The 24,488-nt window shown below is 69.6% G+C and carries 26 protein-coding genes, 1 tRNA gene and 1 pseudogene; 9 read left to right on the plus strand and 19 right to left on the minus strand.

Translation table 11 applies throughout. The features are described 5' to 3' along the window. The 4 genes and pseudogenes from ACILR4_RS00005 to ACILR4_RS00020 form a co-directional block, all read right to left on the minus strand. Positions 1-293: pseudogene (locus ACILR4_RS00005) on the minus strand (dihydropyrimidine dehydrogenase); the annotation flags it as partial. A gap of 230 nt (positions 294-523) precedes the next feature. Beyond that, positions 524-1,558 carry a GlxA family transcriptional regulator gene (locus tag ACILR4_RS00010; protein ID WP_395698751.1) on the minus strand — a complete coding sequence of 345 codons (1,035 nt, stop codon included), beginning with the start codon at positions 1,556-1,558 and terminating at the stop codon, positions 524-526. Beyond that, entirely contained in the window at positions 1,525-2,175 is a 651-nt protein-coding gene (locus ACILR4_RS00015; protein ID WP_395698752.1) for a DJ-1/PfpI family protein, read from the minus strand. Before ACILR4_RS00015 ends, ACILR4_RS00010 begins: the two co-directional genes overlap by 34 nt. After that, positions 2,172-2,729: an isochorismatase family protein gene (locus ACILR4_RS00020; RefSeq protein ID WP_395698753.1), complete on the minus strand. Its 558-nt coding sequence runs from the start codon at positions 2,727-2,729 to the stop codon at positions 2,172-2,174. Before ACILR4_RS00020 ends, ACILR4_RS00015 begins: the two co-directional genes overlap by 4 nt. Before the next feature lie 280 nt (positions 2,730-3,009). Here ACILR4_RS00020 and ACILR4_RS00025 point away from each other — a divergent pair, with 280 nt between their 5' ends. Then, entirely contained in the window at positions 3,010-3,393 is a 384-nt protein-coding gene (locus ACILR4_RS00025; RefSeq protein ID WP_395698754.1) for a hypothetical protein, read from the plus strand. A 12-nt stretch (positions 3,394-3,405) separates the two neighbouring features. On the opposite strand, the gene ACILR4_RS00030 is transcribed toward ACILR4_RS00025, so the two are convergent. The 3 genes from ACILR4_RS00030 to ACILR4_RS00040 are packed head-to-tail and all read right to left on the minus strand — an operon-like array spanning position 3,406 to position 6,887. After that, entirely contained in the window at positions 3,406-4,497 is a 1,092-nt protein-coding gene (locus ACILR4_RS00030; RefSeq protein ID WP_395698755.1) for a M14 family metallopeptidase, read from the minus strand. Further along, complete coding sequence (locus tag ACILR4_RS00035) at positions 4,494-5,687, minus strand: M20 aminoacylase family protein (protein WP_395698756.1); 1,194 nt, start codon at positions 5,685-5,687, stop codon at positions 4,494-4,496. Before ACILR4_RS00035 ends, ACILR4_RS00030 begins: the two co-directional genes overlap by 4 nt. Positions 5,688-5,747: 60 nt before the next feature. Continuing rightward, on the minus strand, positions 5,748-6,887 hold the full coding sequence (locus ACILR4_RS00040) for an ABC transporter substrate-binding protein (RefSeq protein ID WP_395698757.1): 1,140 nt from the start codon (positions 6,885-6,887) through the stop codon (positions 5,748-5,750). A gap of 100 nt (positions 6,888-6,987) precedes the next feature. Here ACILR4_RS00040 and ACILR4_RS00045 point away from each other — a divergent pair, with 100 nt between their 5' ends. From ACILR4_RS00045 to ACILR4_RS00055, 3 genes are read left to right on the plus strand one after another with little or no spacing between them, the layout of a single operon-like run. Beyond that, positions 6,988-9,027: a molybdopterin-dependent oxidoreductase gene (locus tag ACILR4_RS00045; protein WP_395698758.1), complete on the plus strand. Its 2,040-nt coding sequence runs from the start codon at positions 6,988-6,990 to the stop codon at positions 9,025-9,027. Next, positions 9,024-10,085 carry an aminopeptidase gene (locus ACILR4_RS00050; RefSeq protein ID WP_395698759.1) on the plus strand — a complete coding sequence of 354 codons (1,062 nt, stop codon included), beginning with the start codon at positions 9,024-9,026 and terminating at the stop codon, positions 10,083-10,085. Before ACILR4_RS00045 ends, ACILR4_RS00050 begins: the two co-directional genes overlap by 4 nt. 35 nt (positions 10,086-10,120) lie before the next feature. After that, positions 10,121-10,450 (plus strand): polyhydroxyalkanoic acid system family protein, encoded by a 330-nt coding sequence (locus tag ACILR4_RS00055; protein WP_395698760.1) that lies wholly within the window; start codon positions 10,121-10,123, stop codon positions 10,448-10,450. 9 nt (positions 10,451-10,459) lie between these two features. On the opposite strand, the gene ACILR4_RS00060 is transcribed toward ACILR4_RS00055, so the two are convergent. Further along, positions 10,460-10,714 (minus strand): acyl-CoA-binding protein, encoded by a 255-nt coding sequence (locus tag ACILR4_RS00060; RefSeq protein WP_395698761.1) that lies wholly within the window; start codon positions 10,712-10,714, stop codon positions 10,460-10,462. A gap of 97 nt (positions 10,715-10,811) precedes the next feature. Between ACILR4_RS00060 and ACILR4_RS00065 the strand changes: the two genes are divergently transcribed. Further along, entirely contained in the window at positions 10,812-12,239 is a 1,428-nt protein-coding gene (locus tag ACILR4_RS00065; protein WP_395698762.1) for a wax ester/triacylglycerol synthase family O-acyltransferase, read from the plus strand. A gap of 7 nt (positions 12,240-12,246) precedes the next feature. Here ACILR4_RS00065 and ACILR4_RS00070 read toward each other — a convergent pair whose 3' ends face one another. Continuing rightward, entirely contained in the window at positions 12,247-12,903 is a 657-nt protein-coding gene (locus tag ACILR4_RS00070; protein ID WP_395698763.1) for an RNA pyrophosphohydrolase, read from the minus strand. Between the two features lie 124 nt (positions 12,904-13,027). Here ACILR4_RS00070 and ACILR4_RS00075 point away from each other — a divergent pair, with 124 nt between their 5' ends. After that, positions 13,028-14,770 carry a proline--tRNA ligase gene (locus ACILR4_RS00075; RefSeq protein ID WP_395698764.1) on the plus strand — a complete coding sequence of 581 codons (1,743 nt, stop codon included), beginning with the start codon at positions 13,028-13,030 and terminating at the stop codon, positions 14,768-14,770. Beyond that, complete coding sequence (locus ACILR4_RS00080) at positions 14,767-15,384, plus strand: lytic transglycosylase domain-containing protein (protein WP_395698765.1); 618 nt, start codon at positions 14,767-14,769, stop codon at positions 15,382-15,384. The genes ACILR4_RS00075 and ACILR4_RS00080 overlap by 4 nt, the downstream gene beginning before the upstream one ends. Here ACILR4_RS00080 and ACILR4_RS00085 read toward each other — a convergent pair. The 6 genes from ACILR4_RS00085 to hemA all read right to left on the minus strand — a co-directional run bounded on the left by ACILR4_RS00085 (position 15,376) and on the right by hemA (position 20,270). Continuing rightward, positions 15,376-15,942, minus strand: a complete 567-nt coding sequence (locus ACILR4_RS00085; protein ID WP_395698766.1) for a UbiX family flavin prenyltransferase — start codon at positions 15,940-15,942, stop codon at positions 15,376-15,378. The two genes, ACILR4_RS00080 and ACILR4_RS00085, sit on opposite strands and share 9 nt — an antisense overlap. Before the next feature lie 10 nt (positions 15,943-15,952). Beyond that, positions 15,953-16,264 carry a Grx4 family monothiol glutaredoxin gene (grxD, locus tag ACILR4_RS00090; RefSeq protein WP_395698767.1) on the minus strand — a complete coding sequence of 104 codons (312 nt, stop codon included), beginning with the start codon at positions 16,262-16,264 and terminating at the stop codon, positions 15,953-15,955. 98 nt (positions 16,265-16,362) lie between these two features. Beyond that, the gene (locus ACILR4_RS00095) at positions 16,363-16,869 is read right to left on the minus strand and encodes a hypothetical protein (protein WP_395698768.1); all 507 of its coding nucleotides are present in this window, start codon (positions 16,867-16,869) and stop codon (positions 16,363-16,365) included. Between the two features lie 108 nt (positions 16,870-16,977). Continuing rightward, the gene (gene prmC, locus ACILR4_RS00100) at positions 16,978-17,802 is read right to left on the minus strand and encodes a peptide chain release factor N(5)-glutamine methyltransferase (RefSeq protein WP_395698938.1); all 825 of its coding nucleotides are present in this window, start codon (positions 17,800-17,802) and stop codon (positions 16,978-16,980) included. Positions 17,803-17,804: 2 nt separating this feature from the next. Next, positions 17,805-18,887 (minus strand): peptide chain release factor 1, encoded by a 1,083-nt coding sequence (prfA, locus tag ACILR4_RS00105; RefSeq protein ID WP_395698769.1) that lies wholly within the window; start codon positions 18,885-18,887, stop codon positions 17,805-17,807. An 81-nt stretch (positions 18,888-18,968) separates the two neighbouring features. Continuing rightward, entirely contained in the window at positions 18,969-20,270 is a 1,302-nt protein-coding gene (hemA, locus tag ACILR4_RS00110; RefSeq protein WP_395698770.1) for a glutamyl-tRNA reductase, read from the minus strand. Between the two features lie 119 nt (positions 20,271-20,389). Here hemA and ACILR4_RS00115 point away from each other — a divergent pair, with 119 nt between their 5' ends. Continuing rightward, positions 20,390-20,659: a hypothetical protein gene (locus ACILR4_RS00115; RefSeq protein ID WP_395698771.1), complete on the plus strand. Its 270-nt coding sequence runs from the start codon at positions 20,390-20,392 to the stop codon at positions 20,657-20,659. A 10-nt stretch (positions 20,660-20,669) separates the two neighbouring features. On the opposite strand, the gene miaB is transcribed toward ACILR4_RS00115, so the two are convergent. The 3 genes from miaB to ACILR4_RS00130 form a co-directional block, all read right to left on the minus strand. After that, the gene (gene miaB, locus ACILR4_RS00120; RefSeq protein ID WP_395698772.1) at positions 20,670-22,019 is read right to left on the minus strand and encodes a tRNA (N6-isopentenyl adenosine(37)-C2)-methylthiotransferase MiaB; all 1,350 of its coding nucleotides are present in this window, start codon (positions 22,017-22,019) and stop codon (positions 20,670-20,672) included. A 16-nt stretch (positions 22,020-22,035) separates the two neighbouring features. Continuing rightward, a complete protein-coding gene (locus tag ACILR4_RS00125; protein ID WP_395698773.1) occupies positions 22,036-22,434 on the minus strand; it encodes a hypothetical protein in 399 nt (132 codons plus the stop codon). A 56-nt stretch (positions 22,435-22,490) separates the two neighbouring features. Then, a tRNA-Met gene (locus tag ACILR4_RS00130) sits at positions 22,491-22,567 on the minus strand. Positions 22,568-22,635: 68 nt separating this feature from the next. Here ACILR4_RS00130 and ftsY point away from each other — a divergent pair. Continuing rightward, positions 22,636-23,763 carry a signal recognition particle-docking protein FtsY gene (ftsY, locus tag ACILR4_RS00135; RefSeq protein WP_395698774.1) on the plus strand — a complete coding sequence of 376 codons (1,128 nt, stop codon included), beginning with the start codon at positions 22,636-22,638 and terminating at the stop codon, positions 23,761-23,763. A gap of 27 nt (positions 23,764-23,790) precedes the next feature. Here ftsY and ACILR4_RS00140 read toward each other — a convergent pair whose 3' ends face one another. Further along, on the minus strand, positions 23,791-24,480 hold the full coding sequence (locus tag ACILR4_RS00140; protein WP_395698775.1) for a DUF2726 domain-containing protein: 690 nt from the start codon (positions 24,478-24,480) through the stop codon (positions 23,791-23,793). Positions 24,481-24,488 lie beyond the last annotated feature (8 nt).

The following is a 24,488-nucleotide window of genomic DNA, read 5'->3' on the forward strand; positions in this document are numbered from 1 at the left end:
GGGCAGACGCGGGCGCAGGTGCCGCCCAGCGGGTTGGCGCTGAGGATGGCCTTGGCCGCGCCGCGCAGGTTGTCTTCGGCGATGCGGCGGATGAAGCTGGGCACGTCGATGCCGGTGGGGCAGGCGGTGGCGCAGGGCGCGTCGTGGCAGTACAGGCAGCGTTCGGCCTCGACCAGCGCCTGCGTGCGCGTGAGCCGCGGTGCGGCATCGGCAAAGTTATCGGCGTACTGGGCCGCGCTGAGCCGGCCGGGTCGGATATCGGATGCAACTTCGGAGGTGCTGGCTGGGCCCACGGACCGCTCCCGCAACGCCGGGCTGGCGGTGGCCCGGATTCACCAGAAGCTGACCATTTGGTCAAGTTTCTGCCAGCATCTTACGCAAGCCCCATGCCATCCAAGGACCGTACAAACCCCCGTGGATGGGCCCACCCCCGGAGTGGCCTGCGGCCACTTCCCCCTCGAGGGGGCGGCCGCTGGCGGACCGGCGGAGCCGGATCCGCGGCGGCGGCTTGGGGGACGGTGCCTTAGGCTGCATCGTGGTGCGCCTGACCAACCGCATGCCTGGCTTTGGCGCGGCGCCATTGGCGATCGGAGCTGAAGCCGGCCAGGTCGGCGGCCTGCTGGCCGGAGGCGCCGCGGCGTAAGGCCTGCTGCGCCAGCGCCACCCGCACATGCTCGACGTAGGCGCGCGGCGTGAGGCCGGTGTGTTCGTGGAACAGGCGCGTCAACTGCCGTGGCGTGACGTGGGCGATGGCCGACAGCGCCTCGGCCGGCCAGGGGTCGCCGGGCCGTTCGCACACCGCTTCCTGCACGCGGTGCACGGCCGGGTGCAGGTGGTCGCGGAAGGCCAGCAGCGGCGAGCGCTGCGGGTCCTGCGTGTGGCGCCGGCCCTGCACCACCATCACCTGCGCGACGCTGGCGGCCAGCGCATCGCCGCCCAGCTGCGCGATGCAGTGCAATGCCAGGTCGATGCCGGCGGTGATGCCGGCGCTGGACAGCAGCGGGCCATCCTCGACGAACAGCCGGTTGGCCAGCACCTGCGCCTTCGGCGCGAGCTGCGCCAGTTCGTCCAGCAGCTCATGGTGCGTGGTGCAGCGGCGCTCGCCGATCAGGCCGGCATCGGCGGCCAGCAGCGCGCCGACGCAGACGGTGAGCAGGCGGTGCGGCGCCCCCGCGGCGCTGACCTGCGGCCACAGCGTCCGCGCCAGCCAGTCGCGCGTCTGCAGCCAGGCACGCTGGCGGCGCAGCACCTGGGCCGTGTCGCCCGGGCGGCCCAGCAGCACGGTCCAGGTCGGTGCGCTCAGGCGGGCGGGCAGCGGTTCCAGCTCGGCCAGCGTGAGGCCCACCGACGAGGAGACCGCCGGCAAGGGTCCGCAGTAACGCTGCCGGAACAGCGGTGCGCGGCCGCGGCGCTGCAGCGCCTGGTTGGCCAGGCGGAAGGCCTCGGCCGGGCCCGCCAGGTCCAGCAGCAGCGTGTCCGGCAGCACGACGTAGAGCACGTCGACCGGCTGGTCGTCGCGCGGGGTCAGTGCGGTGGCGGTGGCAGGTTCTCGGTCCATGCGAAGTCCATCTGCCGGGCGGTGCGCTCGGCCAGCGCGCGGCCGGCCAGACGCTCGACCAGGTGCAGGCTCATGTCGATGCCGGCGCTGATGCCGGCCGAGGTGACGATACGCCCGAGGTCGACCCAGCGCAGGCCCAGGGCCGCGTCTTGCACGTTCAGTGCCGGGTGTGCTTGGCGCAGGTCGTCGATGTCTTCCCAGTGCGTGATGACGCGGCTGCCGGCCGGCAGCAGGCCGGCGGCGGCGAGCAGGAAGGCGCCGGTGCAGACCGAGGCGACGAGGCTGCAGCCCGGTGCGGTGCGCGCCAGCCAGGCCAGTGTCTCGGGCTGCTGCAGCTCGGCCGTCACCACGCCGCCGGGCACGATCAGCACATCCAGCGGCGGATGCTGCGCGAAGTCATGGTCGACCTGTGCCTGCAGGCCGGCACGCGCGCGGCAGGGGCCGGCCCGGCGCGCGATGGTGCTCACCGCGAAGGGGGGTGGTGCTTCCGGGGCCGCCCGCAGCGCCATGCGCGCGGCGGTGGTGAACACCTCGTAGGGCCCGGCGAAGTCGAGCACCTCGACCTCGGGGAACATCAGCAAGCCGACCTGCAGCGTGCGTCCGGGGGCCGTGCTCATGCGGCGCGCTCCAGTGCCTGCGGCACCGTGCACAGCGTGACGAAGCGGCCGGTCAGCACCGTCTCGGTCCGTTCGCGGATGGCCGCGGCGCTCAGGGTCTCGCCGCTTGGCGTGCTCATCGCGAAGGTCAGCATCGCGTCGGGCACGAAGTCCACCGTCCAGCCCAGGTCGCTGGCATGGCGGGCGGTGGTCTCACAGCATTGCTCGGTGCGGATGCCGGCGATGATCAGGCGCTGCACGCCTTGCTGCAGCAGCCACACGTCCAGCCCGGTGCCCACCAGCGCGCTGTGGCGGTGCTTCTCGAACGAGGCCGCGGCGTCGTAGGGCGTGATGCCGTCGAGCGGGCGCACCAGACCGCTTTCGCGGGCGAAGGCATTGGCCGGCTCGCGCGGGCCCTGGGTGTGGAAGATCTGCACGATCGGAATGCCGCGCTCGGCACAGCCGGCAAGCAGCGCGTTGGTGTGCTGCAGGTAGGCCGGCACGTCGGCGTCCGACCAGAACGGGCGGGCGGTGAACGATTGTTGGGCGTCGATCAGCAACAGGGCGGTCTTCATGGTTCAACTCCAGGCATCAAGGTGGTGCCATCGTGCCGCACACTGACAGCGTTCGGACGGCCTGCAACGGAAGCGCAGCGGACAGTTTCGGACATCTGGCGCCGATGCACCTCCGGTGCCCGCCGGGGCGCACCATTCCTAGGCAGCGAAATGGTGGGTGATTCGGCCGCTGATCGGACGTTTGTCCGGTCCGGTGCCGGCGCACAGTGCGGCCATCCCAACCCGTCGGCCAGCCCGCCCAAGCGGACGCCAGGCCGAGCCTCACCATCAGGAGTTCATGATGAGCCTCTCCAGCCTCCAGTCCGTCAACGGCCCCATCCGCGTGCCCGGCCCGCTGATCGAGAACGGCCAGGCCCGCAACGCGCACGACCTGACCAAGGCCATCCGCACCGGCGACCTCGACGGCGCCAAGCAGGCCTACAAGAACATCGTCAAGGACGCGCCCGAGGGCGCGACCTGGCCCAAGGACAGCGCGTTCGCCGAACTCGGCAAGGCCCTCGCCAAGGGCGACATCGCCGGCGCCAAGACCATCCTGGTCGACGCGGTGAAGGCCGCGCGCGGCGTCACGACACAGCCGGCGCCGGCGGCCGAGACGCAGGGCGGCGACGCCGCGACGACGGCTGCCGGTGGCAGCGTCGGCACCAACCTGAACCTCGTCGCCTGAGGGCGATGCGTCCTACGCGCGCAGGCCGCTGACGGCCTGCCGCGCCGCCTCGAGCCCCTGCTCGAGGACCTGCCGCTTCCACTGCGGCGTGTCGGTGTAGAACGCATCGCGCATGCGGCGCTTGATCGCAGCGGCCTGCGGCGCGCCGATCTCGGGATGGTTCTCCAGCCACTGGTCTGCACGCAGCGCGTCCAGCACCTCGGTGATCGGCACCGTGCCGTATTCGAGCGCGATGCCGGTGTACTCGGCCTGCGGGCATTCCTCGTAGGCGGCCATCCACATCATGCCGACCAGCCGGGCGGAGGTGGAACTGCCGTCGTAGATCGAGGTGATGTTCGGTCCCCACCAGGCCTTGGCCCGCGCCAGCGCCTGCGCATCGTCGCGGCAGGCGAAGATGCGCTCGCCCAGGCCGCTGGGTCCGAGGCCGGTGTGGAAGTCGATCCAGCCCAGGCGCGCGCAATGGCGGCCCTGGTCCTGCAGCACATGGCGCAGGGTCTGCTGGCTCCAGGTGGGGTTGTGGCCGCCGTAGAACAGCCCTTCCGGGTGCGCATACTGGCCGCTGGAAATGGCCGCCTGCCAGGCCGGCAGGCCGCGTTCGGCGATGTAGCGGGCCACTGCCTGCTGGATCTCTTCGCTCGGCGGCCAGGTCGGTGGCACCAGCAGGTGCGCGATCTCGTCGTAGCCGGTGTTGTGCGGCAGCGGTGCCGAGAAGTCGTGGAAGTTGCGGTTCAGGTCGACGTTCTCGTGCGTCGTGCGCCGCCACCACGAGAAGCCGTAGGGGTTCAGCCCATGGATGTGCAGCACCGCCACGCCGGCGGCCTGTGCCTGGGCCCGGAATTCGGCATCGCGCAGCAGCGCGATCTGCACGCCCGAGCCGCAGTAGCCTTCGACGCCGTGGCAGGCGCTGCTGAGGATCAGCACGCCCTTCGCATCGGCCGGGCCGTCGCGCACGATGTCCATCGCGAGCTGCTCGCCGTCGCGGCCCAGCATCGGGTGCACGTGGCTCTCGACATCGAGCCGCGCGCCTTCGGCTGCCGCGATGAACTTGGCCCGTGCCTCGGCGTAGCTTTGCGAGAACAGGGCTTCGACGTCGCTCCCGCTCATCGCGTCGCCCCCAGCCAGGCTTCGGCAATGCGCACCCACGCGGTGGCGCCGAGCGGGATCAGGTCGTCGTTGAAGTCGTAGCTCGGGTTGTGCAGCATGCAGGGCCCGAGGCCGTGGCCGCCGATGCGGTGCGCGCCGTCGCCGTTGCCGATCATGAAGTAGCAGCCGGGCTTTTCCAGCAGGTAGTAGCTGAAGTCTTCGGCGCCCATCGTTGGCTCGAACTCGATCACGTTCTCGGCGCCCACCACTTCGCTGAGCACCTTGCGGGCGAATTCGGTCTCGGCGACGTGGTTGATGGTCGGCGGGTAGTTGCGCTTGAACTTGAACTCGCACTCGCATTCGAAGGCCTGCGCGGTGGCCTCGGCGATCTGCTGCATGCGGCGCTCGATCAGGTCCAGCACCTCGGTGGTGAAGGTGCGCACGGTGCCCTCGAGCACGCAGCTCTCGGGGATCACGTTGGTGGCTTCGCCGGTGTGGATCATCGTCACCGAGATCACGCCGGTGTCGATCGGCCGCTTGTTGCGGGTGATGATGGTCTGGAAGGCCTGCACCATCTGGCAGGCCGCGGGCACCGGGTCGATGCCCAGATGCGGCATCGCGCCATGCGCGCCCTTGCCGCGCAGCGTGATCTTGAACTCGTTGCTGGACGCGTAGCAGGGCCCGCTCTTCAGCGTGAACTGGCCGACCTTCAGGCCCGGCCAGTTGTGCGCGCCGAACACCGCTTCCATCGGGAACAGGTTGAACAGCCCGTCCTTGATCATCTCGCGCGCGCCGCCGCCGCCTTCCTCGGCCGGCTGGAAGATCAGGTACACGGTGCCGTCGAAGTTGCGGTGCCTGGCCAGGTGCTTGGCCGCGGCCAGCAGCATCGCGGTGTGGCCGTCGTGGCCGCATGCATGCATCTTGCCGGGGTGCTGGCTGGCATGCGCGAAGGTGTTGCGCTCGGTCATCGGCAGCGCGTCGATGTCGGCGCGCAGGCCCACCGCGCGATCACTCGTGCCGTTCTTGATGATGCCGACCACGCCGGTGGTGCCCAGCCCGCGGTGCACCGGAATGCCCCAGTCGGTGAGGGCCTGGGCGATCACGTCCGAGGTGCGCTTTTCCTCGAAGCACAGCTCGGGGTGGGCGTGGATGTCACGTCGCAGCGCAGTGATGGACGCCGCGTCGGCAAGGATGGATTCGATCAGTCGCATGGCGGGGGGCAGGATCGCAGCATGGAGGGTGCGACCCAGTTTACGCCCCGCTGTCTATCCCTAGCGCTTGACGTTGCCATCCTCGGTCAGCATCGTCAGCTCGGCGAACTGGCTGCCGACATGGTCGCGCCCGCTGAAGTTGACGCTGAAGCCGCCGAGGTCATGGCGGCCCAGTCCTTCGAGCGCCGCGACCAGCGCTTCGCGGCTGGGGTTGCGGCCGGCACGCTTCAGGCCTTCGGTGAACACCTTGGCCGCGACATAGCCTTCCATGCTCGAGTAGTTGGGCTTGGTCTTGCCGCCGCTGCGCTTCACGGCGTCGAGGTACTCGCGCGAGATCGCCGTGGTGGTCGAGAACGGGTAGGGCATCACCTGGCTGATGACGACGCCGCGCCCGTCCTTGCCCAGTTCGTCGGCCAGCGCCTGCGTGCCGACGAAGGACACGTTGTAGAAATTGCCCGCGTAGCCGGCCTTGCGCGCCGCGCGGATGAAGGCCGCGCAGCTCTTGTAGGCGCTGATCTGCACCACCGCATCCGGCGCCTTGGGCACGATGGCCTGCACCGCGGCGGCGACGTCCACCGAGTTGCGCTCGACCGTGCCAATGGCCTGCGGCTGCAGGTTCTGCGCTGCCAGCGCGCGCTGCACGCCGTCCAGCCCGGCCTGGCCGTAGCTGTCGTTCTGGCGGAACACCGCGATCTTCTTCAGCCCCAGCGCGGTGAGCTGGCGCACGATCAGCGCGGTCTCGTCGAAGTACGAGGCCCGCACATGGAACACCGAGCGGCTGAACGGCTCGCGCAGCGCCTGCGCGCCGGTGAAAGGGCCGAAGAACGGCACCTTGTGCTGGTTGACCAGCGGCAGCGCGGCCAGCGAGGTGGGTGTGCCGACATAGCCGAACAGCGCGAACACCTCGTCGCGGATCAGCTGCTCGGTGTTGGCCTTGCAGCGCTCGGGCTCGTAGCCGTCGTCCAGCAGGCGCAGCTCGATGGCCTGGCCATTGACGCCGCCCTGCGCGTTGAGGGCGTCGAAGTACAGCCGCGCGCCGTGGTTCATCTGGATGCCCAGCTGCGCTGCCGCGCCGGTGGTGGCGCAGGACTGGCCGAGCACGATGCGCCGGTCGCTCTGCGCGAAGGCCGGCAGCGCCAGGCCGGTGGACAGGCCGGCCAGCTGCTGCAGGGCTTGGCGGCGGGAGGGGAAAGGTCTCATGGTGTCGAAAGCGGTCACGGTGCACGGCTGATCAGCCCATATCGGCATTGGCAAGCCCGGACATAGCAGATGCCCGGGGAGCCTGTGCAATAGTTCGCCGATGAGCACCCTGGCCGTATCCCGCACCGTGCGCGGCGCCTGCCCGCACGACTGCCCCGACACCTGCGCACTGAAGATCACGGTCGAGCAAGGCCGCGTCGTGCGCGTGCAGGGCGACCCCGAGCATCCGCCGACCCACGGCGCGCTGTGCACCAAGGTCTCGCGCTACCCCGAGCGCACCTACCACGAGGAACGCGTGCTCACGCCGCTGAAGCGCAGCGGCCCGAAGGGCAGCGGCCAGTTCGTGCCGGTGAGCTGGGACGAGGCGCTGGACGACATCGCCGCGCAGCTGAAGGCGGTGGCCGCGCGTGATCCGCAGGCCATCGTGCCCTACAGCTATGCCGGCACCATGGGCCTGCTGCAGGGCGAGGCGATGGCCGGCCGCTTCTTCCACCGGCTCGGCGCCTCGCTGCTCGACCGCACCATCTGCGCGGCCGCGGGCGGCGATGCGCTGGTCGCCACCTACGGCGGCAAGGTCGGCATGCACCTGGAGCACTACGCCGACAGCCGGCTGATCCTGATCTGGGGCAGCAACTCGATCGCCTCGAACCTGCACTTCTGGACCTTTGCGCAGGCGGCCAAGCGCCAGGGCGCGAAGCTGATCTGCATCGACCCGCGGCGCACCGAGACGGCCGACAAGTGCCACCAGCACATCGCGCTGCTGCCGGGCACGGACGGTGCGCTGGCGCTGGGCCTGATGCACGAGCTGATCACCCAGGGCTGGCTCGACGAGGACTACATCGCACGCCATGTCGACGGCTTCGCGGCGCTGCGCGAGCGCGCGCTGCAGTGGCCGCCCGAGCGCGCTGCGCAGGTGTGCGGCATCGAGGCCGATGTCGTGCGCCAGCTGGCGCGCGACTACGCCACCACCGCGCCGGCGGCGATCCGCCTGAACTACGGCATGCAGCGGGTGCACGGCGGCGGCAGCGCCACGCGGCTGATCGCCTTGCTGCCCTGCCTGACCGGGGCGTGGAAGCAGCGCGGCGGCGGGCTGCTGCTGTCGGCCTCGGGCTGGTTCAAGGCCTTCCGCAATCCGCAGCTCGAGCGGCCCGACCTGCTCGGCGAACGCCGGCCGCGCACGCTGAACATGAGCACGATCGGCGACGACCTGCTGCGCGAGGCGTCGCCCGCATTCGGCCCGCGCATCGAGGCGCTGATCGTCTACAACAGCAACCCGGTGGCGGTGGCGCCTGAATCGCGCAAGGTGGTGCAGGGCTTCGCACGCGAAGACCTGTTCACCGTGGTGCTCGAGCACTTCCTCACCGACACCGCCGACCATGCCGACTACGTGCTGCCCGCCACCACGCAGCTCGAGCACCTGGATGTGCACACCGCGTATGGCCACACCTATGCCCTGATGAACCAGCCGGCCGTCGAGCCACTGGGCCAGGCGCGGCCCAACACCGCGATCTTCCGCGCGCTGGCGCAGCGCATGGGCTTCCACGAGCCCTGCTTCCGCGACAGCGACGAGCAGCTGGCCGAGCAGGCCTTCGTCGGCCTGGACATGGCGGCGCTGCGCGCACAGGGCTGGGTCAAGCTGCCGATTGCCGAGCAGCCGTTTGCCGACGGCGGCTTCCCCACCGCGGATGGCAAGGTGCGCATCGACGCGCCGGGCTACGGCGTGCCGGACTACGTGGCGCCGTACGAGTCCGTGCAGTCGGCGCCGGCGCTGGCGCGGCGCTATCCGCTGGCGATGATCTCGCCGCCGGCGCGGCATTTCCTGAACTCCACCTTCGTCAACGTCAAGAGCCTGCGCAGCATCGAGGGCGAGCCGCTGGTCGAGCTGCATCCCGATGACGCCGCCGCGCGCGGCATCGCCGACGGCGCGATGGTCGACGTGTTCAACGACCGCGGCCGCTACCGCTGCCGTGCCGCGCTGAGCGGGCGCGCCCGGCCTGGCGTCGTCAACGGGCTGGGCGTGTGGTGGCGCAAGCTCGGCGCGCAGGGCACCAACGTCAACGAGCTGACCAGCCAGCGTCTCACCGACATCGGCGGCGGCCCGACCTTCTACGACTGCCTGGTCGAGGTGCAGGCGGCATGAAGCGGTGGCGCGCCGGCGCCCTGGTGCTGGCGCTGGCTGCGGCAGCAGGCAGCCTGGTGGGCTGCTCGACGTTGGGCTACTACGCCCAGTCGGTTGGCGGTCACCTCGAGGTGATGCGGCGCGCCCGGCCGGTCGACGACTGGCTGGCCGATGGCAGCACGCCTGCCGCGCTGCGCGAGCGGCTGCAGCTGTCGCAGCAGATGCGCGACTTCGCGGTGCGCGAACTGAAGCTGCCCGACAACCGCAGCTACCGCCGCTATGCCGACCTGGGCCGCGACGCGGTGGTGTGGAACGTGGTGGCCGCACCCGAGCTGGCACTGACGCTGAAGACCTGGTGCTACCCGTTGATGGGTTGCGTGGGCTACCGCGGCTATTTCGACCGGGCCGAGGCCGACACGCTGGCCGGCACGCTGAAGGCCGAGGGCCTGGACGTCAATGTCTATGGCGTGCCGGCCTATTCGACGCTGGGCTGGACCAACTGGCTCGGTGGCGATCCACTGCTCAACACCTTCATCCGCTGGAGCGAGGGCGAACTGGCGCGGCTGATCTTCCACGAGCTCGCGCACCAGGTGGCCTATGCCGCGGACGACACCACCTTCAATGAATCCTTCGCCACCGCGGTCGAGCGCATCGGCGGCGCCCGATGGCGCGAGCACCGAGGCGCCAGCGATGCCGAGGATGCCGCCTTCGAGCAACGCCGCCGCGACTTCCGCGCGCTGAGCCTGCGCACCCGCGCCAGGCTGCAGGCGCTGTACGCCAGCGCGGCGGATGAAGCCGACAAGCGCCGCGGCAAGGCCGAGATCCTGGCGGCGATGCGCGACGAGCTGGCGCGCCTGAAGGCCGGGCCCTGGCAGGGGTACGCCGGCTACGACGCCTGGGCCGCGAAGGCCAACAACGCCACCTTCGGCGTGCAGGCCGCCTACGACGAACTGGTGCCCGACTTCGAGCGCCTGTTCGAACGCCAGGGCCGCGATTTCACGCGCTTCTACGCCGAGGCCAGGCGCTTGGCCGCCTTGCCCAAGGCCGAGCGGCGCGCCACACTGCAGGCTCGCCCTTGAGCGGCTGGCCGATCGACGACACGAGGAACGCACCCATGCCCGACATCCACATCCATCGCGAGCACCAACTCGGCTTGGCCAAGGCGCGCGAGGTGGCCTGGCAATGGGCCGAGGAGGTGGAAGCGAAGTTCGACATGGCCTGCACCGTGCTCGAAGGCGAGACCAGCGATACCGTGGAGTTCACCCGCAGCGGCGTCAAGGGCACGCTGATCGTCGCCCCCGACCATTTCGAGCTCGACGCCAAGCTTGGCTTCCTGCTGGGCGCGTTCGCCAAGACCATCGAGGCCGAGATCGAGAAGAACCTCGACGGCCTGCTGGGCAAGGCGGCCGCCGCGGGCAAGGCCGCGGCGAAAAAGAAGAAGTAGCGCGGCCGCTTACTTCAGGGATTCGACGAGGTCGATGTAGTCCTGCATCGCTTCGTCGGCGCTCTTGCCCTTCAGTTCGTTCCAGGCATCCCACTTGGCGCGGCCGACCATGTCGGTGAAGCCGGGGCGCTTGCCTTCCACGTCGCCCGCGGTGGCCTGCTTGTACAGCGAGTAGATCTTCAGCAAGGTCATGTTGTCGGGTTTCTCCGGCAGGTTCTTGCTGTCGGCAACGGCTTGCTCGAACGTGGCTTTGAGATCGGCCATGGTGGGATCCTCTGCGTGAAAATCGGTCTTGACGGGCGCGATGTTACCCAGCATCGTGCCCGCCAACCTAGAGAAGCCAGCCGAGGAGACGAGCCCCATGACCACCCCTGCCGCCAGCCGCATGTCGCGTGTCGATACCGCCTGGCTGCGCATGGACAACGACGTCAACCTGATGATGATCGTCGGCGTCTGGCTGCTGACACCCGCGATCACGCTCGAGGCGCTGCGCGAGCGGGTGAGCGACAAACTGCTGAAGTACGAGCGCTTCAAGCACAAGGCGGTGCTCGACACGATGGGCGCGAGCTGGGTCGAGGACGAGGACTTCGACATCACGCATCACGTGGTGGCCGAGACGCTGCACCGCGAGCCCGGCGAAAGCGAGCGCCATGCCCTGCAGCGCCGCTGCGGCGAACTCGCCACCACGCCGCTGGCGCCGGCGCATCCGCTGTGGCAGTTCCACCTGATCGAGGACTACGAGGGCGGCAGCGCATTGATCGCCCGCGTGCACCACTGCATCGCCGACGGCATCGCGCTGATCTCGGTGATGCTGTCGATCACCGATGGCGGCGCCGATCCGCCGCAGCGCCGTCGCCGCGAGCGCGACGAAGAGCATGAAGGCGACTGGCTGTCCGACGCGGTGCTCAAGCCGCTGACCGACCTCACCGTCAAGGCCATCGGCCTGGGGCCGGTGGGCATGAGCAAGTCGCTGGACATGCTGTCGAACCCGCAGCAGCCGCTGCTCAGTTCGCTCGACATGGCGCGCTCGGGCTACCAGGTCATCAACGATGCCGCGGCCATCGCGCTGATGTCCGACGACTCGCCGACGCAGCTCAAGGGCCAGCCCGACGGGCGCAAGGTCGTCGCCTGGAACGAGCCGATGCCGCTGGAGCGCGTCAAGACCATCGGCAAGGCGCTGGGCTGCTCGATCAACGACGTGCTGCTGTCCTGCGTGGCCGGCGCCATCGGCCAGTACCTCACCGACCGCGGCGAGGATCCCACCGGCAAGGAGATCCGCGCGATGGTGCCGGTGAACCTGCGGCCGTTGGAGAAGGCCTGGCAGCTGGGCAACCGCTTCGGCCTGGTGCCGCTGGTGCTGCCCATCGGCATCAGCAATCCGGTCGAGCGGGTGTTCGCGGTGCGTGCGCGCATGGCCGAGCTGAAAGGAAGTTATCAGCCGCTGCTGGCCTTCGCGGTGCTGTCGATGACGGGCCTGTTCGTCAAGTCGGTTCAGGACCTGGTCCTGAACCTGTTCGCGAAGAAGGCCACCGCGGTGATGACCAACGTGCCCGGCCCGGCCAAGCCGCTGAAGTTCGCCGGATCCACGCTGCGGCAGACGATGTTCTGGGTGCCGGCCTCAGGCAACATCGGCATGGGCGTCAGCATCCTCAGCTATGGCGGCGGCGTGCAGTTCGGGCTGATCACCGACCACGCGCTGTGCCCCGAGCCGCAGCAGATCATCGACCGCTTCGAGCCCGAGTTCGAGAAGCTGCTGTGGCTGACGATGATGCTGCCGTGGGCGGCCTGAAGAGCCCTCAGAGGGTCTCGTCCCCGCCAGGGGTTTCAGGCTGGGGCGCCAGCGTCGGCTGCAGGTTGCCGTTGTGCTCGCCGTCATGTTCGCCACCGTGGCCGTTGCGCGGCCCGAGGTGCTCGTCGTCCGGCGGTAAGTCGTGCGAGCGCGTGCGCATGCCGCCGCGCAGGTAGCGGTTGTAGTGGTTCACGCGCGGCAGGAAGCGCGCGAGTTCGCTCAGCGCCATCTGGTACACGTCGCGCTTGAACTCGATCACCAGTTCCAGCGGCACCCAGTAGTCGTTCCAGCGCCAGGCGTCGAACTCCGGATGGTCGGTCGCGCGCAGGTCGAGGTCGCAGTCGCGGCCGACCAGGCGCAACAGGTACCAGATCTGCTTCTGCCCCTTGTAGTGGCCGCGGGCGTCCTTGCGGATGAAGTGCTCGGGCACTTCATAGCGCAGCCAGTCGCGGGTGCGCGCGAGGATCCTCACGTGCTCGGGACGCAGCCCCACTTCCTCGTGCAACTCGCGGAACATCGCCTGCTCTGGCGACTCGCCGTACTTGATGCCACCCTGCGGGAACTGCCACGAGTGGGTTCGCAGCCGTTTGCCCCAGAAAACCTGGTTGCGCGAGTTGAGCAGGATGATGCCGACGTTGGGCCTGAAGCCTTCACGGTCGAGCATAATCGACCCCAAAATTTCTGAACTGAAATAATTATTGCACCGGCAGCGTGCGCGAGGCGAACCCTCGCTTACCCGCATGCACCCGCGCCCCGTGCAACGCAGTGCCCTCGAGCACTCTCAATCCATGAAAGCCTCCCAGTTCTTCATCGCCACCTTGAAGGAAGCTCCCGCGGATGCGGAAGTGATCAGCCATCAGCTGATGATGCGTGCCGGCATGATCAAGCGCCTGGGCGCCGGCATCTACAACTACATGCCGATGGGTCTGCGCGTGATTCGCAAGATCGAGGCCATCATCCGCGAGGAGATGAACCGCGCCGGCGCGGTGGAGCTGCTGATGCCGGTGGTGCAGCCGGCCGAGCTGTGGCAGGAGAGCGGCCGCTTCCAGGCCTACGGGCCGGAGCTGCTGCGCGTGAAGGACCGGCATGAGCGCGACTTCGTGATCCAGCCCACCAGCGAAGAGGTGGTGACCGACATCGCGCGCCAGGAGCTGCGCAGCTACCGCCAGCTGCCGAAAAACTTCTACCACATCCAGACCAAGTTCCGCGACGAGCGTCGGCCCCGCTTCGGCATCATGCGAGGCCGCGAGTTCACGATGAAGGACGCCTATTCCTTCGACCGCGACCAGGCCAGCGCCGCGAAGAGCTACGACATCATGTTCGCGGCCTACAAGCGCATCTTCGATCGCTTCGGCCTGCAGTACCGCGCGGTGGCGGCCGACACCGGCGCGATCGGCGGCGACCGTTCGCACGAGTTCCAGGTGATCGCCGACACCGGCGAGGACGCCATCGTCTACTGCCCGACCAGCGACTACGCGGCGAACGTCGAGCTGGCCGAAGGCCTGTCGCCCGGCGCGCGGCCCGCACCCGCCGAAGCGATGGTCAAGACGCCGACGCCCGGCAAGAGCACCTGCGCCGATGTGGCGGCGCTGCTGGGCCTGCCGCTGCAGCGCACGGTGAAGTCGCTGGTGCTGGCCACCGACGAGAAGAACGAGGCCGGCGACATCGTCAAGTCCAGCGTGTGGCTGCTGCTGGTGCGTGGCGACCACGAGCTCAACGAAGTGAAGGCCGGCAAGGTCGAGGGCCTGAAGAACGGCTGGCGCTTCGCGACCGTGGCCGAGATCGAGGACCACTTTGGCTGCAAGCCGGGCTACCTGGGCCCCATCGGAACGAAGAAGCCGGTGAAAGTGGTGGCCGACCGCACGGTGGCGGCCATGGCCGACTTCATCTGCGGCGCCAACGAGGCCGACTTCCACATCACCGGCGTCAACTGGGGCCGCGACCTGCCCGAGCCCGACCTGGTGGCCGACATCCGCAACGTGCTGGCCGGCGACCCCTCGCCGGACGGCAAGGGCGTGCTGGCCATCCAGCGCGGCATCGAGGTCGGCCATGTGTTCTACCTCGGCACCAAGTATTCGAAGGCGATGAACGCCACCTACCTGGACGAGACCGGCAAGCCGCAGCTGATGGAGATGGGCTGCTACGGCATCGGCGTCACCCGCATCCTGGGCGCGGCGATCGAGCAGAACCACGACGAGCGCGGCATCATCTGGCCGGCCTCGATCGCGCCTTTCGAGGCGGTGATCTGCCCGATCGGCTATGACCGCAGCGCCGAGGTCAAGGCGGCTGCCGACCATCTGCACGACCGGCTGCTAGGCCTGGGTATCGACGTGATGCTCGACGACCGCGGCGAGCGGCCCGGCGCGATGTTCGCCGACTGGGAACTGGTGGGCGTGCCGCAGCGCGTGGTGATCTCCGACCGCGGCCTGAAGGCCGGCACGGTGGAGCTGCAGGGCCGGCGCGAAGCGCAGGCCAGCGTGGTGGCGCTGACCGAAGCGGCCGCCTTGCTGAAGGGCCGCCTGTCGGCATGAGCTGGCCGCTGCGCCGCCGCTCGCTGCTGCTTGCGGCGGCAGCGGCTGGCGCTGGAGGCCTGCCCCAGGCCGCACAGGCCGGGGCGCAACGCGAGGAGCCGCTGGCCGATGCCGTGCGCACGGCCCTGTCGGCCGCGATCGCCAGCGACGCGCCGCCACGGCCGAGCTTTCCGAGCAGCGACGCGCGGGTGGCCTACCTGCGCTGGCTGGGTGCCACCAGCGAAAAGCTCAAGCGCCGCAAGAGCGAGCTGCATACCCGCGTCGAGTTCCTCGAGACGCTGTGGTACGAGGCCAAGCGCGCGGCGCTCGAGCCGGCGCTGGTGCTCGGGCTGATCCAGGTCGAGAGCGGTTTTCGCAAGTACGCGATCAGCTCGGCCGGCGCGCGCGGCTACATGCAGGTGATGCCGTTCTGGGTCAAGCTGATCGGCGATGGCGATGCGGCCAAGCTGTTCCACATGCAGACCAACCTGCGCTTCGGCTGCGTGATCCTGCGGCACTACCTGGAGATGGAGAAGGGCAACCTCTCGCTCGCGCTGGGGCGCTACAACGGCAGCCGCGGCCGCGACGAGTACCCGAATGCGGTGCTGGCGGCGCGCCGCCTGTGGCTAGCGTAGGCCGGCCCAGGCCTTGGGCTGAGCCTGCTGCGCGCCGAGCAGCTGCAGCGCGCGCTCGACGGTGTCGTCGACGAGCTCGGCGATCGATTGCGGCCGGTGGTAGAACGCCGGCAACGGCGGAAACACGATGCCGCCCATCTCGGTGACAGCGGTCATGTTGCGCAGGTGGGCCAGGTTCAGTGGTGTCTCGCGCACCATCAGCAGCAGCGGACGGCGCTCCTTCAGCGTGACGTCGGCGGCGCGCGTCAGCAGGTTGTCCGACAGCCCGTGGGCGATGGCGGCCAGCGTCTTCATCGAGCAGGGCGCGACGGCCATCGCCGCGGTGGCGAAACTGCCGCTGGCGACGCACGCACCGACGTCCGCGGGGGCGTAGGCCCGATCGGCCAGCGCATCAAGTGCAGCGCGGTCGAGGCCGAGCTCGTGGTGCGCGTTCAGCACGCCCGCGGGCGTGACCACGAGATGGGTTTCCAGGCCCAGGGCCCGTGCCCTCTGCAGCAGGCGCACGCCATAGACGGCACCGGTGGCACCGGTGATGCCGACGACGAGCCGCGCGGTCACGATGGCCGTGTCAGGCCGCGAGCATCTGCTGCAATTCGCCCGACTGGTACATCTCCATCATGATGTCCGAGCCGCCGACAAACTCGCCGTTGACGTACAGCTGCGGAATCGTCGGCCAGTTGGCGTATTCCTTGATGCCCTGGCGGATGGCCTCATCCTCGAGCACGTTGACGGTGGTGAGCTCGCTCACGCCGCAGGCCTTGAGCACCTGGATCGCGCGGCCGGAGAAGCCGCACATCGGGAACTGGCTCGTGCCCTTCATGAACAGCACGACTTTGCCGCCCTTGACGATGTCGTCGATGCGCTTTTGAACGTCACTCATGGTGGGAAGATGGCGATTGAAGACCAGGGCAGCTTTATACGGCAAAGCGGCCGTACGGGCCGCTGCGCGCGGTCAAGCCCGTGCGGGCAGGCGGCGAATCAGAAGGTGTAGTGCATGCCGAAGCGGATCATCGGCTGCAGGCGCAACTCGCGCAAGGCGTCGTTGAGGTCGACGCCGCCATTGAAGACCTTGCCCAGCCGCGTGGCCGCCCCCGGGTTCTGCGCCGCCAGGCCGATGTCGGCACTGAAACCCCAGTCGCCGCGCAGCCCGCCACCGGTGTAGCCGATGCCAAGGTACGGCCAGTTTCCGCGCGGGTCGCCGCCCGGCAGGCGCTGGTTCAGCAGCAGGCCGCCGGTCAGCCGCAGGCCGCCGGCCTTGCCGAACTGCAGCGCATCGAGCCGGTAGTCGCCGAGCAGCCGGGTTGTCTGCAGGATGTTCATCGGGCCCAGTGGCACGCCGCCCAGGCCGAAGCTGGGCAGAGCATCGACCTCGATGCGCGCCTGCCAGCGCGGGCCGAATGCATCCGGAGCCGCCACCAGGCCATTGCCACCGCCGAAGGCCGGTGCGGCCACGGTGGCCAATGCCAGCACAAGGGTCAAACGCATGGTCATCTCCTCGGTAACGGCGGTGGACAGTGCTGATCATCCTACGCTCGCCGGCCGGTGTCTGGATCACCAACAGCGCTCAGGATTCAGCGTATTTCGTGGGTTCGCCTACCCCTGTTGCCGCCTTCCGCCGCTGCAGCGCATGCGGCCGGCCAGGTCCTGCCGCGACTGCACCTCGGCGAAGCCCGCGCCGCGCAGCAATGCACGCACGGCATCGGCCTGGTCCCAGCCGTGCTCGAGCAGCAACCAGCCGCCGGGCCGCAGGGCCTGCGGCGCACCGGCCACGATCGCGCGGATCGCGTCAAGGCCATCGCCGCCGGGCGTCAGGGCCAGGTGCGGCTCGTGGCGCAGGGCGGGCAGGTGGGGGTCGTCGCCGGCGATGTAGGGCGGGTTCGAGAGCACCAGGTCAAACTGCCGGCCGGGCACGGCCTGCCACCAGCTGCCGGCGGCGGTGTCGATCGCGAGTCCGAGCCGCGCGCCATTGCTGCGGGCCACCGCCAGCGCGGCTTCGCTGACGTCGGTGGCGGTGACGCGGGCGGCACGCCACGCGTTGGCCACCGCCAGCGCGATCGCGCCGCTGCCGGTGCCGAGGTCGAGCACTTCGGGCGTTGGCAGCGCGGCCTGGCCCAGGCAGTCGAGCGCCCAGGCCACCAGTGTTTCGGTGTCCGGCCGCGGCACCAGCACGGCCGGCGAGACCTGCAGCATCAGGCCGTGGAAGGGCTGCTCGCCGAGCAGGTAGGCCAGCGGGACATCGTCCGCCAGCTGCCGGCACTCGGCTTCGAAGCGCGGGGCCAGGTCGATCGGCAAGGCCTGGTCGTCATGGGCCAGCAGCCAGCTGCGCGGGCGCTGCAGCCGGTGCGCCAGCAACTGCTGCGCGTCGCCGCGTTCGGCGCCCAGGCGCGCGGCCAGCGCCAGCGCGCCGGCGATCGTCAAGGTCACTGCACGCCTTCCAGCGCGGCCAGCTGGGCCTGCACCTGCGCCGCCTTCAGCGCGGTGATCACGTCGCCGAGTTCGCCGTCCATGATGGCGCCGAGCTTGTACAGCGTCAGGTTGATGCGGTGGTCGGTCAGCCGGCCCTGCGGAAAGTTGTAGGTGCGGATGCGGTCCGAGCGATCGCCGGTGCCCACCAGGCTCTTGCGCGTGGCGGCTTCCTTGGCCTCGCGTTCGCCGCGCTCCTTGTCGCGAAAGCGGGCCAGCAGCACCGCCATCGCCTTGGCCTTGTTGCGGTGCTGCGAGCGGTCGTCCTGACATTCGGCCACGATGCCGGTGGGCAGGTGGGTGATGCGGATCGCCGAGTCGGTCTTGTTGATGTGCTGGCCGCCGGCGCCGCTGGCGCGGAAGGTGTCGATGCGCAGCTCGCTGGGGTTCAGCGTCACCTCGGCCTGCTCGTCGGGCTCGGGCATCACGGCGACGGTGCAGGCGCTGGTGTGGATGCGGCCTTGCGACTCGGTCTCGGGCACACGCTGCACGCGATGGCCGCCGGATTCGAACTTCAGCTCGCCATAGGCACCGGCGCCCTCGACGCGTAGCACCAGCTCCTTGTAGCCGCCGAGGTCCGACGCGCTCTCGCTCATCACCTCGGTGCGCCAGCCCTGGCGTTCGCAGAAGCGCAGGTACATGCGCGCCAGGTCGGCGGCGAACAGCGCCGACTCTTCGCCCCCGGTGCCGGCGCGGATCTCGAGGAAGGCCGAGCGGCCGTCGTCGGGGTCGCGGGGCAGCAGCGCGGTCTGCAGCTCGGCGTGCAGGCGTTCGATGTCGGCCTGCGCACCGGCGATTTCCTCCTGCGCCATCTCGGCCATTTCAGGGTCGGCCAGCAGTTCGCGCGCGGCGGCGAGATCGGCTTCGCGTTGTTCGTGGGCGCGGAAGCGCTGCACCACCGCGGCAGCCTCGGCCTGTTCGCGGGCGACGCTGCGATAACGCTGAATGTCCGTGGCCAGTGCGGGGTCGGCGAGATGGGCATCGAGCTCGGCCAGGCGCATCTCGAGGCGTTGCAGTTGGTGGCGCAGGGCGTCTTTCATCGGCACGGGGAGTGGGAAGGTCGCGGCGCGGGCGGCCGGGCGCATGCGGCCGAGGGCCACCGCGCGCCGGCCGGCACGCCGCTAGCGGTGGTTGTTGCCCGGGTTGCGCGGCGCCTGGCGCAGGAAGAGCCGCGAGATGGTCTCGGCGGTCTGGGCGCGCTGCTCGCCGTCGGCGCTGCCGTGAAGCTCGGCGAGCGCGCCGTGCAGCAGCTTCTGCGTCAGCCCGCGCGACAGGGCTTCGAGCACGCTGTCGATGTCCGCGCCCTTGGCCAGCAGCTTGCGCGCGCGGTGGATCTCGGCGCCGCGCCACTGGTCGGCCTGGGCATTGAGCGCCTGGATCAGCGGCACGCTGGCGCGCTGGTCCAGCCAGTGGCTGAAGCTCTGCACGCCGGCGTCGATGATGGCCTCGGCCTGGGCCACCGCGGCCTGGCGCTTCTCGCCGGCCGATTGCACCAGGGCCGACAGGTCGTCGACGGTGTAGAGGTAGACGTCCGACAACGAGGCGACCTCGGGCTCGATGTCGCGCGGCACGGCCAGGTCGACCATGAACATCGGCCGGCGGCGCCGTGCCTTCAGCGCGCTTTTCACCGCGCCCAGGCCGATGATCGGCAGCGTGCTGGCGGTGCAGGAGATGACGGCGTCGAACTCATGCAGGCGCTGCGGCAGGTCGGCCAGGCGCAGCGCCTGTGCGCCGAAGCGGCCGGCCAGCTTCTCGCCGCGTTCGAGCGTGCGATTCGCGATCGCCATGGTCTTCGGCGCGCGCGCCGAGAAATGCGTGGCCACCAATTCGATCATCTCGCCGGCACCGACGAACAGCACCTGGATCTGCGCCAGGTCTTCGAACAGCTGCGAGGCCAGCCGGACTGCGGCGGCGGCCATGCTGATGGAATGCGCACCGATCTCGGTGGAGCTGCGTACGTCCTTGGCCACCGAGAAAGATCGCTGGAACAGCTGGTGCAGCGTGGTGCCCAGCGTGCCGGCAGCGTCCGCTTCGCGCACCGCCTGCTTCATCTGGCCCAGGATCTGCGGCTCGCCCAGCACCATCGAATCCAGGCCCGAGGCGACCCGGAAGGCGTGCCGCGCCGCGTCACGCTGTTCGAGCACGTAGGTGTGCGAGCGCAGCTGCTCGCCGCTGACACCGCCTTGTGCGGCCAGCCAGTCGATGGCCGGGTGAACCAGCTCGCGCGCCGTGCCGGGGGCGGCGGCCACGTAGAGCTCGGTGCGGTTGCAGGTGGACAGCAACGCCGCCTCCGGCAAGGCCCGGAGCAGGCGCTCGCGAAAACCCTTCAGCGCGGGCGACAGCTGCTCGGGCGCGAACGCAAAACGGCCCCGCAGGTCCACCGGCGCGGTCGTGTGGTTCAGGCCGAGGGTGAACACCGACATGGCGCGATTATAGAATTTCGCTCTTTTTTCAGTGACCACCGGATGATGGCGCGCGCTTGATGAAGCTCAAGCCCGATCGATTCGTCGGGTTCCGCCACGCTTCCGTCTCCGCCGATTCGATGGGTGCCCTCGACGCCGTCTGGCATGTGTTGAACCTGATCGCGCCGGCGGTGGGCCTGGGGCTGATCAGTTCCGCGTTGGCCAAGCTGCTGTGGCGCCAGGACTTGCGGGCCGTGCCCTGGCGCCGTCTGGCCGCGTGGGTCAGCTTGGCGGGCTCCGTCGTCATCGTCGGCGGGCTCGTGCTGCTGGGCCACGACGGCCGCATGGCCACCTACGGCGTGATGGTGCTGGCGGCCGCGGCGGTGCTGTGGTGGCAGGGCGTGCGCTGAGCCGGGAGGCTCAGGCTGGCAGGGGTTCCCGCAGCAGAACTTCGGCACGCAGGGAGTGCGGCAGTGCGGCCGTGATGCGCACGTCGATCATCTGACCCACCAGGCGGGACGATTGCGGCCCGCCATCGAAGTTGACGATGCGGTTGCATTCGGTGCGGCCCATCAGCTCGGCCGCGTTCCGGCGGCTCGGGCCTTCGACGAGGATGCGTTGCACGGTGCCAACGCGCGCCGCACTGATGCGCTGCACGTTTTCCTCGAGCAGGGCCTGCAGTTGCTGCAGCCGCTCGAGCTTCACCGCATGCGGCGTGTCGTCGTGCAAATTGGCGGCCGGTGTGCCGGGGCGCGGGCTGAAGATGAAGCTGAAGCAGGCGTCGTAGCCGATGTCGCGCACCAGCTGCAGCGTCTTTTGATGGTCGTCGTCGGTCTCGCCGGGGAAGCCGACGATGAAGTCGGTCGACAGGCTGATGTCGGGTCGGATCTGCCGGAGCCTGCGGATCGTGCTCTTGTACTGCAGCGTGGTGTAGCCGCGCTTCATCGCCATCAGGATGCGGTCCGAACCATGCTGCACCGGCAGGTGCAGGTGGTTCACCAGCTTGGGCAGCCGCGCGTAGACATCGATCAGCCGCTGCGTGAACTCGTTCGGGTGGCTGGTGGTGTAGCGGATGCGCTCGATGCCGGGCAGCTCGTGCACGTACTCGAGCAGCAGCGCGAAGTCGGCGATCTCGCCGCTGCTGCCCATGGCGCCGCGGTAGGCGTTGACGTTCTGGCCGAGCAGCGTCACTTCCTTGACGCCCTGCGCGGCCAGGCCGGCGATCTCGGCCAGCACGTCCTCGAACGGGCGGCTCACTTCGTCGCCGCGGGTGTAGGGCACCACGCAGTACGAGCAGTACTTCGAACAGCCCTCCATGATCGAGACGAAGGCCGAGGCGCCCTCCACCTTGGCCGGCGGCAGATTGTCGAACTTCTCGATCTCCGGGAAGCTGATGTCGACCTGCGGCAGGCCCTGCCGCTGACGCTGCGCGATCAGCTGGGGCAGGCGGTGCAGGGTCTGCGGGCCGAACACCAGGTCGACATAGGGCGCGCGCTCGATGATGGCCGCGCCCTCCTGGCTGGCGACGCAGCCGCCGACGCCGATCAGCACGCCCTTGGCCTTCAGGTGCTTGACGCGGCCAAGGTCGGAGAAGACCTTCTCCTGCGCCTTTTCGCGCACCGAGCAGGTGTTGAACAGGATCAGGTCGGCGGCTTCGGGATCCGTCGTGGGTTCGTAGCCCTCGGCCGCACGCATCACGTCGGCCATCTTGTCGGCGTCGTACTCGTTCATCTGGCAGCCGAAGCTGCGGATGTAGACCTTCTTCGTCATGGCCTGCCCCGCGCGTTCAGGGCTTGGTCCAGGTCTGCGCACCGGCGTCAAAGCGCCATTGCTGCGCCTGTTCCGCCGTGGTGGGCCAGGGCTGTCGCGCCTTCTCGTCGTCAGTGAGGATCCACACGTTGTGCACCAGGCCGAGCGGGTCGAGCGTGTAGTTCACCACCAGCTTCTGGCCGACGAGGCCGCCGGACAGCTGCAGCATGTTGTTCTGTGCGCGGATGCGCGAGCCGGGCGACAGCCGGGCCGGCTGGCCGTTGAGCAGCACTTCCGGCGGCTGCGTGACGACGAGTTCGCCGCGCAGTGCGTTCGACGGGAAGGGGCGGGCGAGCTGGGCCTGGGCGGCCGGGGCGAGCATGATCGCCAAGGCGCCGAGCAGAGCGCTGGAAGCACAGCGGAGCATGGTGTTCATCCAGGGGCTGTGGGAAAACAAAACGGCCCGAGCGTGGAAGGCTCGGGCCGGGGATCTGGTGGCGCTTCAGGGACTCGAACCCCGGACCTGCGGATTATGATTCCGTCGCTCTAACCGACTGAGCTAAAGCGCCTTGAGCCCGCGAGTATAGCGGGTTGTTGCAGGACCCCCGACATCGGCGGCCGTCACCCAGTTCACACCATGTTCAGCTTCTTCAAGAAAAAGGCGCCACCCCCCGAACCCGTGTACAGCATGCCGCCCGCGGCGCCCGCGATCGAGCCGCCAGCGCCGGCGTCGGCGCCCGAGCCCGTGGTGGCGCCGCCGCCGCAGGCTGCGCCGCCGGCCGCGACGCCGGTGCTCACCGAGCTGCCCGCGCCCGTTCCCGTGCCGGTTCCCGCCGCGGCCACTGTCGCACCGGCGGCGGCGCCGGTGCGACAGGGCTGGCTCGACCGCCTGCGCAGCGGCCTGCGCAAGACCGGCGCCAGCATCACGCAGGTCTTCACCGGCACGCGCATCGACGACGCCCTGTACGAGGAACTGGAAGCCGCGCTGCTGATGGCCGACACCGGGGTGAAGGCCACGGAATTCCTGCTGCAGGACCTGAAGCGCCGCGTGAAGGAGCACAAGGCCACCGACCCGCAGCAGGTGAAGGCATTGCTCGCCGACGCCCTGACCGAACTGCTGACGCCGCTGGAGAAGGCCCTGGTGGTCGGCGAGCACCAGCCGACGGTGATGATGGTGGTGGGCGTCAACGGCGCCGGCAAGACCACCAGCATCGGCAAGCTGACGCGCCACCTGGCCGAAGCCGACCAGAGCGTGCTGCTGGCCGCGGCCGACACCTTCCGCGCCGCGGCGCGCGAACAGCTGGGTGTGTGGGCCGATCGCAACCGGGTCGAGATCGTCAGCCAGGAGGGCGCGGACCCGGCCGCCGTCAGCTTCGATGCGGTGAGTGCCGGCAAGGCCCGGGGCCGCGATGTCGTCATCGCCGACACCGCGGGCCGCCTGCCGACGCAGATCCACCTGATGGAAGAGTTGAAGAAGATCCGCCGCGTGATCGCCAAGGCCGATGCCGGCGCGCCGCACGAGGTGCTGCTGGTGGTGGACGGCAACACGGGCCAGAACGCGTTGATGCAGGTGCGCGCCTTCGACGATGCGCTGCAACTCACCGGCCTGATCGTCACCAAGCTCGACGGCACCGCAAAGGGCGGCGTGCTGGCGGCCATCGCGCGCGAGCGTCCGGTGCCGGTCTACTTCATTGGCGTCGGCGAAAAGCTGGAAGACCTGGAAACCTTCAAGGCGCGCGAGTTCGCGCAGGCATTGCTGGCCTGACGCGCGCGCAGCCCTGCGCTGCTGCGCTCAGCGTGCAATCACCGGCACCGGCTCGAAGTCGTCGAACATCGCCGAGGGCACGGGCTCCATCGCCGCGTCCTCATGTTCGGCATCGCCCTCGGCCAGGATCTCGGCCACCGGGATCAGCGGCATGGGCCGCGACGGCGAGGCCTCGGCCTGGCGTGCGGCGGTCGGCCTGGCGGCAGCGGTCAGGATGGGCAGCAGCTGGTTGCGCACCATCGCCAGATCGGGCAGCGACTCCTCCTGCCACGAGAGCACCTTGACGCCGGCCTTGCGCAGCAACGAGGTCATGCGTTCGTGGCGGCGACGGCTGTTCTCGCTCAGGCGCATCGGCCGCACGTCGACGACCGCCAGCACGCGCGAGCCGCTGTCGCACAGCAGCAGGTCGGCCGACAGGCCGCTGACACGCTGCAGCCAGTCGGATTGCCGCGTCGGCACGCTGAGGAAACGGCTCAGCGGCACCTGGGCCAGCACCAGATAGCCGGGCACGGCCTGGCGCAGCAGCGTGTGGGCCTGACGTTCGGCCACGGTCAGCACCCTGACCGGCGTGGGCGTGAGGGCCTGCGTCGTGTCCGGGTTGTCGCGGCGTTGCGCGCGTGCCGGCGGTGGCCGGCGGCGGCGCGCGGCGAACAGTGACAGGATCAGCACCAGCGCGGTGGCCAGTGCCAGGGCGGCGGAAGCATCGACGGGCATCATGGTTCGAT

Source organism: Aquabacterium sp., assembly GCF_044226965.1.
GTDB lineage: Bacteria > Pseudomonadota > Gammaproteobacteria > Burkholderiales > Burkholderiaceae_C > Pseudaquabacterium.

Bases quoted from the DNA above. Each gene is read 5' to 3' on its own strand.
- ACILR4_RS00045 (WP_395698758.1), top strand. From the start codon at position 6,988: ATGAGCACCCTGGCCGTATCCCGCACCGTGCGCGGCGCCTGCCCGCAC.
- miaB (WP_395698772.1), bottom strand. From the start codon at position 22,019: ATGACGAAGAAGGTCTACATCCGCAGCTTCGGCTGCCAGATGAACGAG.
- grxD (WP_395698767.1), bottom strand. From the start codon at position 16,264: ATGAGTGACGTTCAAAAGCGCATCGACGACATCGTCAAGGGCGGCAAA.
- ACILR4_RS00055 (WP_395698760.1), top strand. From the start codon at position 10,121: ATGCCCGACATCCACATCCATCGCGAGCACCAACTCGGCTTGGCCAAG.
- prfA (WP_395698769.1), bottom strand. From the start codon at position 18,887: ATGAAAGACGCCCTGCGCCACCAACTGCAACGCCTCGAGATGCGCCTG.
- ACILR4_RS00115 (WP_395698771.1), top strand. From the start codon at position 20,390: ATGGGTGCCCTCGACGCCGTCTGGCATGTGTTGAACCTGATCGCGCCG.
- ACILR4_RS00070 (WP_395698763.1), bottom strand. From the start codon at position 12,903: ATGCTCGACCGTGAAGGCTTCAGGCCCAACGTCGGCATCATCCTGCTC.
- ACILR4_RS00075 (WP_395698764.1), top strand. From the start codon at position 13,028: ATGAAAGCCTCCCAGTTCTTCATCGCCACCTTGAAGGAAGCTCCCGCG.
- hemA (WP_395698770.1), bottom strand. From the start codon at position 20,270: ATGTCGGTGTTCACCCTCGGCCTGAACCACACGACCGCGCCGGTGGAC.
- ACILR4_RS00140 (WP_395698775.1), bottom strand. From the start codon at position 24,480: ATGATGCCCGTCGATGCTTCCGCCGCCCTGGCACTGGCCACCGCGCTG.
- ACILR4_RS00050 (WP_395698759.1), top strand. From the start codon at position 9,024: ATGAAGCGGTGGCGCGCCGGCGCCCTGGTGCTGGCGCTGGCTGCGGCA.
- ACILR4_RS00015 (WP_395698752.1), bottom strand. From the start codon at position 2,175: ATGAGCACGGCCCCCGGACGCACGCTGCAGGTCGGCTTGCTGATGTTC.
- ACILR4_RS00025 (WP_395698754.1), top strand. From the start codon at position 3,010: ATGAGCCTCTCCAGCCTCCAGTCCGTCAACGGCCCCATCCGCGTGCCC.
- ACILR4_RS00035 (WP_395698756.1), bottom strand. From the start codon at position 5,687: ATGCGACTGATCGAATCCATCCTTGCCGACGCGGCGTCCATCACTGCG.
- ACILR4_RS00095 (WP_395698768.1), bottom strand. From the start codon at position 16,869: ATGCGTTTGACCCTTGTGCTGGCATTGGCCACCGTGGCCGCACCGGCC.
- ACILR4_RS00040 (WP_395698757.1), bottom strand. From the start codon at position 6,887: ATGAGACCTTTCCCCTCCCGCCGCCAAGCCCTGCAGCAGCTGGCCGGC.
- ACILR4_RS00020 (WP_395698753.1), bottom strand. From the start codon at position 2,729: ATGAAGACCGCCCTGTTGCTGATCGACGCCCAACAATCGTTCACCGCC.
- ACILR4_RS00060 (WP_395698761.1), bottom strand. From the start codon at position 10,714: ATGGCCGATCTCAAAGCCACGTTCGAGCAAGCCGTTGCCGACAGCAAG.
- ACILR4_RS00010 (WP_395698751.1), bottom strand. From the start codon at position 1,558: ATGGACCGAGAACCTGCCACCGCCACCGCACTGACCCCGCGCGACGAC.
- ftsY (WP_395698774.1), top strand. From the start codon at position 22,636: ATGTTCAGCTTCTTCAAGAAAAAGGCGCCACCCCCCGAACCCGTGTAC.
- ACILR4_RS00080 (WP_395698765.1), top strand. From the start codon at position 14,767: ATGAGCTGGCCGCTGCGCCGCCGCTCGCTGCTGCTTGCGGCGGCAGCG.
- ACILR4_RS00125 (WP_395698773.1), bottom strand. From the start codon at position 22,434: ATGAACACCATGCTCCGCTGTGCTTCCAGCGCTCTGCTCGGCGCCTTG.
- ACILR4_RS00030 (WP_395698755.1), bottom strand. From the start codon at position 4,497: ATGAGCGGGAGCGACGTCGAAGCCCTGTTCTCGCAAAGCTACGCCGAG.
- ACILR4_RS00065 (WP_395698762.1), top strand. From the start codon at position 10,812: ATGACCACCCCTGCCGCCAGCCGCATGTCGCGTGTCGATACCGCCTGG.